Source organism: Deltaproteobacteria bacterium, assembly GCA_016874755.1.
Lineage (GTDB): Bacteria > Desulfobacterota > Binatia > UBA9968 > UBA9968 > DP-20.
Map to the genome: position 1 here is coordinate 39207 of VGTH01000008.1, position 12334 is coordinate 51540.

Annotated in this window: 15 protein-coding genes; 10 read left to right on the forward strand and 5 right to left on the reverse strand. The window is 57.3% G+C overall.

Annotated features, from left to right (window positions below):
* Positions 1-24 precede the first annotated feature (24 nt).
* Together FJ145_06745 and sfsA are read right to left on the reverse strand one after the other, a co-directional pair.
* On the reverse strand, positions 25-993 hold the full coding sequence (locus tag FJ145_06745; GenBank protein MBM4261128.1) for an aldolase: 969 nt from the start codon (positions 991-993) through the stop codon (positions 25-27).
* Positions 994-1499: 506 nt separating this feature from the next.
* Positions 1500-2195, reverse strand: coding sequence for a DNA/RNA nuclease SfsA (sfsA, locus tag FJ145_06750; GenBank protein ID MBM4261129.1), 696 nt, complete (start codon positions 2193-2195; stop codon positions 1500-1502).
* A 92-nt stretch (positions 2196-2287) separates the two neighbouring features.
* Here sfsA and FJ145_06755 point away from each other — a divergent pair, with 92 nt between their 5' ends.
* Positions 2288-4510: a xanthine dehydrogenase family protein molybdopterin-binding subunit gene (locus tag FJ145_06755; protein MBM4261130.1), complete on the forward strand. Its 2223-nt coding sequence runs from the start codon at positions 2288-2290 to the stop codon at positions 4508-4510.
* 95 nt (positions 4511-4605) lie between these two features.
* On the forward strand, positions 4606-5097 hold the full coding sequence (locus FJ145_06760) for a GNAT family N-acetyltransferase (GenBank protein MBM4261131.1): 492 nt from the start codon (positions 4606-4608) through the stop codon (positions 5095-5097).
* A gap of 30 nt (positions 5098-5127) precedes the next feature.
* On the opposite strand, the gene FJ145_06765 is transcribed toward FJ145_06760, so the two are convergent.
* Positions 5128-5838, reverse strand: coding sequence for a dienelactone hydrolase family protein (locus FJ145_06765; GenBank protein MBM4261132.1), 711 nt, complete (start codon positions 5836-5838; stop codon positions 5128-5130).
* Positions 5839-5858: 20 nt separating this feature from the next.
* Complete coding sequence (locus FJ145_06770) at positions 5859-6554, reverse strand: HAD-IA family hydrolase (protein MBM4261133.1); 696 nt, start codon at positions 6552-6554, stop codon at positions 5859-5861.
* 52 nt (positions 6555-6606) lie between these two features.
* Between FJ145_06770 and pncA the strand changes: the two genes are divergently transcribed.
* The 8 genes from pncA to efp all read left to right on the forward strand — a co-directional run bounded on the left by pncA (position 6607) and on the right by efp (position 11630).
* Positions 6607-7194: a bifunctional nicotinamidase/pyrazinamidase gene (gene pncA, locus FJ145_06775; GenBank protein MBM4261134.1), complete on the forward strand. Its 588-nt coding sequence runs from the start codon at positions 6607-6609 to the stop codon at positions 7192-7194.
* Entirely contained in the window at positions 7191-7991 is an 801-nt protein-coding gene (locus tag FJ145_06780; GenBank protein MBM4261135.1) for a 3'(2'),5'-bisphosphate nucleotidase CysQ, read from the forward strand. The genes pncA and FJ145_06780 overlap by 4 nt, the downstream gene beginning before the upstream one ends.
* A gap of 4 nt (positions 7992-7995) precedes the next feature.
* Positions 7996-8319, forward strand: coding sequence for a hypothetical protein (locus FJ145_06785; GenBank protein ID MBM4261136.1), 324 nt, complete (start codon positions 7996-7998; stop codon positions 8317-8319).
* Between the two features lie 113 nt (positions 8320-8432).
* Positions 8433-8912, forward strand: a complete 480-nt coding sequence (locus FJ145_06790) for a Rieske 2Fe-2S domain-containing protein (GenBank protein ID MBM4261137.1) — start codon at positions 8433-8435, stop codon at positions 8910-8912.
* Between the two features lie 15 nt (positions 8913-8927).
* The gene (locus FJ145_06795; protein MBM4261138.1) at positions 8928-9293 is read left to right on the forward strand and encodes a Rieske 2Fe-2S domain-containing protein; all 366 of its coding nucleotides are present in this window, start codon (positions 8928-8930) and stop codon (positions 9291-9293) included.
* 19 nt (positions 9294-9312) lie between these two features.
* Positions 9313-9657: a histidine triad nucleotide-binding protein gene (locus tag FJ145_06800; GenBank protein ID MBM4261139.1), complete on the forward strand. Its 345-nt coding sequence runs from the start codon at positions 9313-9315 to the stop codon at positions 9655-9657.
* A gap of 73 nt (positions 9658-9730) precedes the next feature.
* On the forward strand, positions 9731-10954 hold the full coding sequence (locus tag FJ145_06805) for a Glu/Leu/Phe/Val dehydrogenase (GenBank protein ID MBM4261140.1): 1224 nt from the start codon (positions 9731-9733) through the stop codon (positions 10952-10954).
* A 115-nt stretch (positions 10955-11069) separates the two neighbouring features.
* A complete protein-coding gene (gene efp, locus FJ145_06810; protein MBM4261141.1) occupies positions 11070-11630 on the forward strand; it encodes an elongation factor P in 561 nt (186 codons plus the stop codon).
* Here efp and FJ145_06815 read toward each other — a convergent pair.
* Positions 11623-12219 carry a dephospho-CoA kinase gene (locus FJ145_06815; protein ID MBM4261142.1) on the reverse strand — a complete coding sequence of 199 codons (597 nt, stop codon included), beginning with the start codon at positions 12217-12219 and terminating at the stop codon, positions 11623-11625. The two genes, efp and FJ145_06815, sit on opposite strands and share 8 nt — an antisense overlap.
* Between the last annotated feature and the right edge of the window lie 115 nt (positions 12220-12334).

Sequence of the window (12334 nt, forward strand, 5' to 3'; positions counted from 1 at the left end):
CCTTCGTGCCTTCGTGGTGAGTGACTATCCGAGCGCTTTCGAATATTTCTCACGCAGTTTGGCGTAGCGCTGGCCGCCTTCGGTGGCCGCCTTGCGATACTCCTCTGGCATATAGTTGTACGGCGGGCGGATCGGGCCGGTTTTGCAATAGCCCGAGGCGGCCATCAGGACTTTTTCCAATTGGATGTTGTACGCCGCGAAGATTTCCTGGGAACCCGTGATCGCGTGGTGCGGCTCGTTGGCCCAGGCGATGTCGTCGGCGACGGCTTTGGCGCCGGCGGCGTCCTTCGCTGCAAGAGCTTTCATCAGAGCGATGGCGACCTGCGGGCCGACTGAGGGTATCCAGCACGTTGTCTGCGACTCGGGCGAGATTTGCGCCATTTCATAAGCCAAGCCGACGGGTGGCACGAAGTTCACCCGGCCTTTGCTCGCCGCGACGCATTGTTTCAGGATCGCCTTGCTAGAAAACTTTGCCGACATGACCGTCGGCGCTTTCTCCGATACTGGACCCCAGAAATCGGCGCCAAAGTCGTAACGAAAAGCGCGCGGATTGGCGTAGACCATGATTGGAAAATCGGGGAAGGTCTCGGCGACGTCGGCGTAGAATTTCACCGCCATGTCGGTGTTGGCCGGCTGCCACATGGGAATGCCAAGCAACGTACCCGTGGCGCCGATGCCCTTGACGAATTTGATGCGGCGCGCGATCTCGTGGCCGCCCAGCGCGGTGGTGCCGACAAACGTCGGGATACGGCCGCGCACGGTCTTCACCAGGCAATCGACGTAGGCCTCGTAGTCAGCCTGCGACGTGGTCGCGCATTCGCCCATGGTGCCGAGCGCCATGATGCCATTGGCGCCGTCGCGCACCAACGCTTCGGCGAGGCGAGCGGTTTCGTCAAGATCGACCGTGTTGGTGGTGTCCAAACGCTCGGCGCCGGGGTTCGCCGGCGTCGGCATGATCGCCAATGCACCTTTAATATCTTTTGCGGTTAGCATGTGAGCCTCCTTGAGTTAGTGGGTTGAGAAACTGAAAGATATCTATGTGTGCGTGTCTATCATTGATGCGGCGTGACAGGCAAGTTTGCGGATAGGCAAAGGTGTGTCATCCCGAACGTGCGAGACCGGATTATTTTCACGGTAGGGGAGCGATCGAGGTGAAACCCTTCCAGAGCGAACGCTAGTCTTCGCTCTCTCGCTCGGAATCTCAGATTACAAATTTCACATTGCAGAATCTGTACTCTGAGATTTGCCATTTGAGATGCCGAAGGCCGCGCTTTCGCTCCGGAAGGGTTTTACTTCGATCGCCGCGAGCAAGAAGGAGGGGCCCTTGCTTGGAATGATTGTGCGGAAAACACCCTCGGAGTTCTTCTATAAGCTCAGGACGAACGAAACGAAGTTGAATTCGTTCGACAAAAATCCGTTCATGCTGAGCCCGTCGAAGCATTCTTAGGTTTTTCAGCAGAGTCTTGAAATGCGCACGATGGTTCAGGATGACCGCTTGTTCAGAGCCGGGTCTCGATCCGTTCAGTAAGAAATATTTCTTTCGGTGTGACTTTGGCGATGTAAGGCAGTGCTTCGACTCCAGCCTTCACGGCTTTGCGCAGCCAGCGGCCGTATTCCATATCGATCTCATCGGCTGGACGAAACGCGTGGCAGTCGGGACGTTGAATCACGAAAACGATCGCCGCTCGGTGCCCTTTACGGTGCAGCCGCATGAGCTCTCGCAAGTGCTTGGTACCGCGCTCGGTTATCGCATCCGGAAACGCCGCCACCCCCTCTGTTGCTAGCGTGACGTTTTTCACTTCGACGAAACAGTTCCCGTTCTGGCTCTCTAGGCACAAATCCAGGCGGGTGTGGGCACTGACTTTCACTTCTCTACGGATGCAGTCGTAGCCAGCGAGCTCTTGGATCGCACCGGATGCGACGGCTTCGGCGACTAACCGGTTCGGATGCATGGTATTGATGCCCACCCAGTTTCTATTAATTTCGATCAACTCCCAAGTGTAGGGCAGTTTCCGATTCGGGTTGTCGCTGCGCGAGAGATAAACGGCGCTGCCGGGCTCCTTGCAGCCCATCATGCTGCCGGTGTTGGTGCAGTGAGCGATAACGATTTCACCGCTCGGGAGTTCCACGTCAGCGAGAAAGCGCTTGTAGCGCTGGATCAACGTGCCGCGAATCAGGCGTGAGTTGAAACGCATGCCGATGGTTATAGCGAAAGTGACGAACGCATTGAAGTCCAACTGGCGCTTTGTTAGGTATCGAAAAGGATATTTTTACTAACGGAGAATTCATGGCCAAAGCGGAATTGAAATATGTCGGCAAAAACGTGGCGCGGGTCGATGGCGTCGAAAAAGTTACCGGTAAAGCGAAGTTTGTCGGCGATATCACCTTGCCGGGCATGTTGTACGGTAAGATTTTGCGCAGCACCTACCCGCATGCGCGCATTCGCTCGATCGACGCGTCGCAAGCCGAGGCGCTGCCGGGCGTTGTGGCGGTGCTGACCGCTGCCGACATTACGGATCTGACGCCGACTTACAATGGCCGGCCGGTGATCGCGCGCGAAAAAGTGCGCTACGTCGGCGAGCCGGTGGCGGCGGTGGCAGCGATCGATGTCGCGACGGCAGACGAAGCGTTGTCGTTGATAAACGTCGATTACGAGGAACTGCCAGTGGCGGCCAACATCGAAGCGGCGCGCAAGCCCGGCGCAGCGCTGGTGCACGACGACAAGCCCGGCAACATTGGCACCCATGAGAAGGTGAACCGCGGTAACGTTGATGATGGCTTTGCGCAGTCCGACGTTATTTCGGAAGAGAACTTCACGTTCCCGATGGTCTATCACTACGCGATGGAGCCGCACTCGGTCATTGCGCACTACGCTGCCGACGATGAGATCACGGTATATTCTTCGGCGCAGCACCCGTTTCAGGTGCGCGGCGATATTTCCAAAGTCTTCAAAGTGCCGGCGGCGAAAGTCCGTATGATCATCAATTACTTGGGCGGCGGCTATGGCAGTAAGTCGTACACCAAATTTGAGCCGCTGGTGGTCGCGCTGGCACGCAAGGCAAAGCAGCCGGTGCGCATCTGCAATTCCGTCGGCGAGTCGATGGTGACGATTCGGCGCCACGGCGCGCGCGTGCGCATCAAGACCGGCGTTAAAAAAGACGGCACGATCATGGCGCGCGAGGCGGAAATTTATCTCGACACCGGCGGCTACGACGACAATGGGCCGCAGGTGACGGCGCGCGCAGCGACGCGCATTCTTGGGCCTTACTGGATTCCCAATATTCGCACCAACGCGTATCAGGTGTATACCAACACCGGCTCGGCGGGCTCGTACCGAGCCATCGGCGCGCCGCAAGTGATTTACGCTGGCGAGTCGCAGATCGAAATTCTCGCCGGCAAGCTCGGCATGGATCCAGCCGAGTTGCGCATGAAGAATCTGCTCAAGCCAGGGCAGGAACTGCGGCCTGGTTTGAAAGGCATCGACGCGAAATTATCGGCGAGCTTGAAGGCGCTCGTCAGCGCGAGCCATTGGAAGCGATCGATCAAGAGGAAAAACGCGCCGGTGGGCATGGGCTGCGCCGTCACCAACGCTGGCGCCACGCCGGTCTCCGTGGCGATGATCCGCATGCAGTCCGACGGCATCATGAATATTGCCGCCGGCAGCACGGAGATGGGGCAGGGGGTGCGTACGACGCTGACGCAGATTGCGGCGGAAGAATTGACCGTGCCGATGGATCAATTTCGCGTCGCGGGTGCGGACACTAAAGTGACGCCCTATGACAGCTCGACCGGTTCGAGCCGTTCGACGACGTTGATGGGCACGGCGGTGCAAAAGGCGTCGCGGGATTTGAAACAACAATTCATCAAGCTCGCCGCGCAAAAAATGGGTGCAAAGCCCAACCAAATCAAAGTCGTCGATGGCGCGTTGATCTGCGGCGAGTCGCGCATGACGTTCAAGGAAGCCTTCGAAGTCCGCTTCGGCAAAGCCTCGGGCGGCGAAATGATCGGCCGCGGCGAAGCCGGGCCGGATATCACCGACAACCAATTGCCGGTGTTTTGGGAAGTGGGCATGGGCACCAGCGAAGTCGAGATCGATCGCGAAACCGGCGAAGTGAAGTTGAAAAAATTTATTTCCGTAGCTGACGTCGGTAAAGCGATTCATCCCGAGCACTGCGTTGCCCAGGAAGAGGGTGCGGCGATGCAGGGAATAGGGCACACGTTTTTCGAGCAGCTCGTTTACGACAACGGCCAGCTGCTCAATCCCAACTTGGTTGACTATCGCGTACCTTCCTTCAATGAAGTCCCGGAGGAGTTTCATACGGTTTTGGTTGAGAACGGCGACGGTCCCGGCCCTTTCGGCGTGCGCGGCATGGCCGAGGGCGGCATTCTTTCCGTGGCGCCGTCGGTGTGCAACGCGATTGACCGGGCGACCGGCGTGCGCATTCGCGATTTGCCGCTGACGCCGGAGCGCGTCTGGCGCGCTTTGAGAGACGCGAAGCGGAAAGAATAATCTCGCGCAGGGACGCAGAGGACGCAGAGTTCGGAACCGTAGGGGCGGGTTTGAAACCCGCCCTCTTTTTTGAATCGATCGACAGGAGTCCAACCATGCCCAACATCCCCGCCTACGAAATTCGCGTTGCGACAGAATCAGAGATACCGACGATTTTTTCTTTCATCAAAAAACTCGCCGAGTACGAAAAACTTTCCCATGAAGTCGTCGCGTCCGAGGCCTTGTTGAAGGAAACACTCTTCGGCGCGCGGCGTACCGCCGAGGTCGCCATCGGCTATTTCGAGGGAACGCCGGTGGGCTTCGTTTTGTTCTTGCACAATTTCTCGACGTTCTTGGGACGGCCCGGACTCTACATCGAGGACCTGTTCGTTGAAGAGCCATACCGCCGCCGCGGCTTCGGCGGTGCGCTTTTGCGCTACGTTGCGAAGTTGGCGGTCGAGAGAAAATGCGGCCGGCTCGAATGGTCGGTGCTCGATTGGAACCAGCCGGCGATTAACTTTTACAAAAAGCTCGGGGCTTTTCCGATGGACGAGTGGACGGGTTTTCGGGTAACTGGGGAGAATTTGAAAAAGCTCGGAGCAGCCTGAGTCCGAGCTCTCCTACTGTTGCCTTTGTTCCTATCCCAAGTGCCGCTTTAAAAATTCCAGCGCGCGCGGCCAAGCTTGTTCGGCCGCGGCGGCGCGGTAGCTCTCCTTTGTGTTGTCCAAGAACGCATGGCCGGCGTTCGGGTAAGAAAAGAATTCGTGCGGCTTATTTTGCTTCTTTAGTTCAGCGTCGAGCTTTTGCATATCTTCGGGCGACGGGTTCTTGTCGTCTTCACCGAAATGCCCCTGCACCGGGCAGTGAATTTCGCCGCTGCGCTCGAACGGCGATGGGATATCGCGGCCCCAGGCGCGACCGGTGTTGCCGGGGTAGAAGGTTACAGCGGCTTTGAATTCTGGAATCGCTGCGGCCATCAAGTAAACCACTCGGCCGCCCATGCAGAAACCGATGATGCCGATCCTGTCGCGGTTGACTGCTGGGTTCGCTTGCAGCAGCTTCACCGCCGCGGCGACGTCGTTGGAGACGCGCCGGTCGCCCAGGCGCGTGCTGCGCGTGCGCATGTCGTCTTGGCAATTGGGACCGTCGCGATGGTACAAATCCGGGGCGGCGGCGACGTAGCCTTGTTCGGCCAGGCGCTTGGTCATGCTTTGAATAAATTCATCGACGCCGCTTTGGTGCTGGATGACAATCATCGCTGGGAAAGGGCCGCCGCCGTCGGGCGTGCTGATGTGAACTGGCATTTTGTTGCCATCGGATTCGGTCTCTTGCCAGTTTGATGTGGTCATGAACTCTCCTTGGATTCTGTTCAATCTAAGTGCTCTAAGATTTGCTGTAAGTCACTAATGCGGCCTTCGGCGCGGGAGGGATTTTGGCTCCGATCCACCAATAGGCCTTTCAATCCTGCGGCATTGGCGCCGCGCCAGTCGTTTTCTTCGCTGTCGCCAACATGGGCGGCGTTCTCCGCATTGAGTCCATGGTTGCGCAGTGCCAATTCAAAAATGCGCCGATCTGGTTTTGCATAGCCAACCCGACTCGACACGTAGATTTCTTCAAACCATTCGGTTGTGTCCAGGCCGTGTAGAATTTTGATCAGGCGCGAGTCGAAGTTGGAAATCACCGCCAGCGTCATGCCGCGCCGTTTCAGCGCACTGAGAGTTTCCAATACCTCGGGAAACAAGGTCCATGCTTGCGGTTGGGAAAAGTAATCGAACAGGTCATCGAAAAAGTCATCGAAGCGCTCGAACGGTTCCCAGGGCTCGAAGACTTGGCGCACTAAGGTTTTCCACCAGTCGCGTTCGAGTTGGTCGATTGTGGAATGATCTGCATTAGGGAAAGCGAGGGGCGCGGCGCGCCCGAAGGTAACTTGAAAGCGTCCGTTTAACTCCGCCGGCGCAACTTGGACGCCGTACTTGGCCGCGGTGACGGCGTAGCTCTCGCCGACTTTTCTGACCGGCTTAATTAACGTGCCCGCGGCGTCGAAGAAAACGACTTTGATTGCCATGAACGTGACCGTTTGATTGCATGGACCGTAGCATCCTTTATAATGAAAATCGATGGAACGTGACGCTGCGCTGATTCTCGTCGACGTGCAGAACGACTTCTGTCCCGGCGGCGCGCTGGCCGTCGCAGAGGGCGACCAGATCGTGGCGGTGTTGAACCGCTACATCGAGAAGTTTGCTGCCGCCGGTTTGCCGATCGTCGCCACGCGCGATTGGCATCCGGAAAAAACTCGCCACTTCAAATCAGGCGGCGGTATTTGGCCGTCGCATTGTGTGCAAGGCAGCGAAGGCGGCAAGTTCCATCCGCAGTTGGCGCTTGACGATCGCGTGATCGTCATGTCCAAGGGCGAAAGCCCCGACGCCGATAGCTACTCAGGATTCGATGCGGTGACCAGCGACGGCGTGCGTCTAGGCGAATGGCTGCGCGCGCGTGGTATTCGCCGCCTCTACGTCGGCGGTCTGGCCACCGATTACTGTGTCAAGCACACGGTGCTCGACGGCTTGAAAGAAGGATTCAAGGTTGTGCTTTTGGAAGACGCGATTCGTGGCGTAAATCTGCAGCCGAGCGATTCTGAGCTTGCGATCGCAGAGATGGTACGCGCCGGTGCACAACGAGGTGCGGAAAGTTCGGTAATCTCATGAGTGAAGGATATAATTATCGTCAAGAGCTTGCCGTCGCAGAGACGGCTGCGCGCGCTGCCGGCACACTAATCATGGGCTTGTTCAAGGGCAAGTACGACGTCCAGGAGAAGTCGAAGAATAATCCCGTGACAACGGCCGACCTCGAAGCCAATCGGGTGATCCGCGAGACGATCCACAGAAATTATCCGGGCGACGGTTGGCTCTCCGAAGAAGACGCCGACAACACGCAACGGTTGAGCGCGTCGCGGGTGTGGGTGATCGATCCCATCGACGGCACGAAAGAGTTCATCGAAGGGGTGCCGCAATTCGCCGTCTCCATCGGTTTTGTTGTCGATGGCCGCGCCAAAGTGGCGGTGGTGTACAATCCGGCCAAGCAGCGCTTTTACAAAGCGTCGGCAGGACAGGGCGCGTATCTAAATAGTCAACCGATCCAAGTGACCACGCGCAGTGACGTCAACGGCGCAAAACTTTTAGTCAGCCGTTCCGAGCCGCAAAAAAAATTCCAAGTTTTCGTCGATCGCTGCGAGATCAAACCCGTTGGCAGCATCGCTTATCGTTTGGCCAAAGTCGCCGGCGGCGCCGGCGACGCGACGCTGACGTTTCGAAACATTCACGAATGGGACATCTGCGCCGGCGTGCTGATGGTCGAGGAGGCCGGCGGCAAAGTCGTCGACGGCGACGGCAACCCGATGTTGTTTAACCGCGAGACGCCTAAGCATCGCGGCGTGGTCGCTACCAGTAAAAATCTTTTGTCGGGTTTGCAGGGGCTCTGGGCCCAGGCGATGGCGCAGAAGTAATCCTATGCGACAATGCATCTACTGCGGCCAGGGAGCCGGGTTGTTGGCGCGCATCTGCGCTGACTGCAAAAAATTGCTTGCGTGCGTGGAACAGCTGCGTGGCAAAGTCGGCTACGGCGAGTTTCTCGATGGCTTGGAGCGCACCGGCGTCGCCAAAGAGAAGATCATGGTTTTTTTGAAAGCCGACCCCGAGGGCAAAGGCAGCGTGCAAGATCAAGTGACCGCCGAGATGACCACCGACCTGATGAAGGTGATGGGAATCGCCGGCAAGCAGACGCCGCAGGGGGTCAAACAGATCCGTCAGTTCGTCGATAAGGAATCGAAGTAAAACTCTCACCACGAAGCCGCCAAGGACGCGAAGTTCGGATTTGGGAGGAGAAGCCGAGCTGCAGTCTTGAGCTCAAAACCCGAAACGCGGAACCCGAAACAAATCCCTTCCCGATGGCCCTCACGATTTATCTCTCCCTGTTTTTTCTGGCGGCCTATCTTATCGGCCTCGCCATCCATCGCTTCGTTTTCGTGCGCGACAAAAAACGGATGGCGGCCGAGAGCCGGCTCGGCGGGCGGGCGATCGCAAACGTAGAAGAAGTGGCGCCAGGGACGGTGAAAAAATTTTGGCTGATCTGCCAGCAGTACCGGCTCGACGCTTTTCTCGTCAACGATGGCGGCAACTTTCATGCGTACGTCAATCGCTGCCGGCACATGCCGACGCCGCTCGATTTCGTGCGCGACGAATTCCTCACCGAGGACCGCAAGCACCTGCGCTGTTACACGCACGGCGCGGTTTATGAATTTGGCACAGGGTTGTGCATCGACGGGCCCTGCAAAGGAGAGTCGCTTTACAGACTGCCGGTTCAGGTGGACGATGGGGAAGTGTTGGTCGGCTGCCCCGAGGGGGACTTGAGGCCGCTCGCTGAGTGAGTGTAGAAAGAGGCTATGACAGTAGACAAGAAACCTTCTGGGACCCTAGTGGCGGCCATTGGCGAGATCGAGCCGGGCAAGAGTCGAAAATTTCGGATGAAACGGGGCAACCGGGAGTTGGAAGCATTCCTGGTCAACTATCAAGGTAACCATTTCGCGTTTATCAATCGCTGCCCGCATACCGGCATCGCCCTCGATTTTGTCGATAATTTGTTCTTCAGCTCCGACGAGCGCTACGTCATGTGCGCCACCCATGGCGCTGTGTTCGAGCCGCCGACGGGCGAATGTATTTGGGGCCCCTGTGTCGGTCTCTCGCTGCAAAGCTGCCCCGTCGAAATTGCCGACGGGCAGATCTACGCGCGCCTGCCGGGCTCGGACTGATTGAAAATTGGAGAGCGCTATGGCGGATTGTCTTTTTTGCAGTATTGCCGAGGGCAAGATCAAGGGACAGATCGTTTACCAAGACGAATCGGTCGTGGCGTTCAGAGACATCAGCCCAAAAGCACCGGTGCATATCTTGATTATTCCGCGCAAACACATTGCCGGCGTGTTGGACCTGAAGCCGGAGGACGGATCTTTGGTCGGTCATATCTACCAAGTCGCGGCAAAGTTGGCGCGCGAAGAGGGCATCGCGGAGAGCGGCTTTCGTGTCGTGGTCAACTCCGGCGCCGATGCCGGGCAGTCGGTTTTTCATATTCACTATCATCTCCTCGGCGGCCGTCAAATGAGTTGGCCGCCCGGATAATTGTTCCCAACCAGTATTACTTTTGCACGGAGACATCATGGCGATTACCGAATCGACCAACGCGACCCAGGCGATGGCGGTGCAGCAGTTCGAAACCGCTGCGGCGCGGTTGAACCTCGATCCAAACGTCGCAACTCGGCTGTGTCGGCCCGATCGTGCCATGATCGTCAGCGTGCCGACGCGCATGGACGACGGCCACGTGCATGTTTTTACCGGCTACCGCGTGCAGCACAACGATGTCTTGGGTCCGTTCAAGGGCGGTATCCGTTACCATCCAGAGGTAAATCTGGGTGAAGTATCGGCGTTGGCGATGTGGATGACGTGGAAATGTTCGCTGGTGGGCCTGCCGCTGGGCGGCGCCAAGGGCGGCATCACCTGCGATCCGGCGCTGCTCTCGCGCCACGAGCTGCAGTCGATGACGCGCCGCTACACCGCCGAAATACTCAACTTTATCGGCCCCGAGGTCGACGTGCCGGCGCCGGACATGGGCACCAACGAGCAGGTGATGGCCTGGATCATGGACACCTACTCGCAGCACAAAGGCCACGCCGTGCCGGAGATCGTGACCGGCAAACCGGTGGCGATCGGCGGCACGCTAGGGCGGCGTGAAGCAACCGGACGCGGCGTTGTTTATACGATTATTGAGGCGGCGAATCATTTGAAGATTGATTTGCAGAAATGCACGGCGGTTGTGCAAGGTTTCGGCAACGTCGGCTCGGTGGCGTGCAAGGAGCTCGCCGCCGCCGGCGTGAAAATAGTCGGGGTGGCTGACCGCACCGGCGGATTTTACGATGCCAAAGGATTGCCGATCGACAAACTGTTGGAAGTGGCCGATAAAAATCACAGCTTGGAAAGTTGCCCGTACGGCGAGAAAATCACCAACGCGCAGTTGCTTGAATTGAAATGTGACATTCTCGTGCCGGCGGCTTTGGAAATGCAGATCACCCAGGAGAACGTGGGCAGATTGCAGTGCCGCATCCTTGCCGAAGGCGCAAACGGTCCGACCACTCCTGAAGCCGATGAAGTGCTCCGAGATAAGGACGTGTTTTTGATTCCCGATATTCTCGCCAACGCCGGCGGAGTTGTGGTCTCGTACTTTGAGTGGGTGCAAGATCTGCAAAATTTCTTTTGGACCGAAGACGAAGTCAACAAAAAGCTCAGAGATATTTTAGTCAAGGCGTTTCACGACGTGCTGGCGATGAGCCACAAGCACAAAGTCGATATGCGCCAGGCGGCGCTGATGATCGGCATCGAGCGCGTCTCTAAGGCGATGTTGTGGCGCGGGCTGTACGCTTAATCGTTGTTCAAACCGTTGGGACAACGATCGCGCGCAGGTGAGCGTTCCGGCGAATTGAAGGTAATGCCCTAAACTGCTAGAAATCTACGATTCCGCTTAGGAAGGATTGCGTTTTATGGTTCAAGCGACCCAACTACGGCCGGGGATGATTATCGTGCACGAAAAGGATTTGTATCGCGTTACTGCGGTGCATCATTTAACGCCCGGCAACAAGCGCGGCTTCATGCAGACGAAAATGAAAAACCTGAAGACCGGCATCGGCACCGAGTACAAGTTCCGCTCGGAAGACCGCGTCGATCAGGCGATCTTGGACACGCGCCGGATGCAGTATCTCTACGCCGAGGGCGACATGTACACGTTCATGGACACCGAGAACTATGAGCAGATCGCTCTGACGGCCGACGATATCGGCGATTTGCTCAAGTTCCTGCTGCCTAATTCGGTCGTGAGTATCGAATTCTACGAAGAGAAACCGGTCGGTATCAACCCGCCGTCGACAGTCGACTTGGAAGTGATCGATACCGAGCCGCCGATGAAAGGCGCGACCGCGAGCGCGTCTTATAAGCCGGCGAAGTTAGAGACCGGTGTCACTGTGCAGGTGCCGCCGTTTATTACCGTGGGCGACAAGGTGAGAGTCGATCCGACCGACGGCAGCTATCAGGAGCGGGTCAAGTAGCTTTGATTCTATCGATGACTTCGTGCACTTGACGCTCGAGCTCGGCCAGACTGCCGTTGTTTTCAATCGTATAGTCGGCGAGTTTCCGTTTTTCATCCAGACTCATTTGCGCATCGATAATTTTTTGCGCAGCCTCGGAGCTGACGTTGTCGCGCTGCTCCACGCGGCGCCGCTGGGTTTCTAGGTCGCAAGCCACCAAGATGACCGGACGCAGCCATTCATGAATTTTGCCCTCAAAAAGCAGAGGGACTTCGTAGACGATCAGCTCGAAGCCGGTGGCTCGATGCTCGGCAATGCGCTGCTCTGCCAAGGCGCGAACGCGTGGATGAATAATCACTTCGAGCTGTTTGCGCGCGCCGGGATTGTCGAAGATAATCTTGCGCAATTTTTGCCGGTCGAGCTTTCGGTCGGCTTGCAGGACATCGGCACCGAAGGTGTTGACGATCTCTTGCCAGGCTTGCTGGCCAGGCTCAACAACTTCGCGCGACAAAACGTCGGCATCGACGATGGCAGCACCCATGCGCCGAAGGATGTCTGCGACTGTGCTTTTGCCTGAAGCGATGCCGCCGGTGAGGCCGATCAATTTCATTCGCACAGTAATTACAAATGGTCGCTAAAAACGCAAAGGACGCAAATAGAAAAAGCGCAAAGTGAATCCGAATGCGGGGCGAGTTTGAAACTCGCCGGCCGATTGGACGGATGTC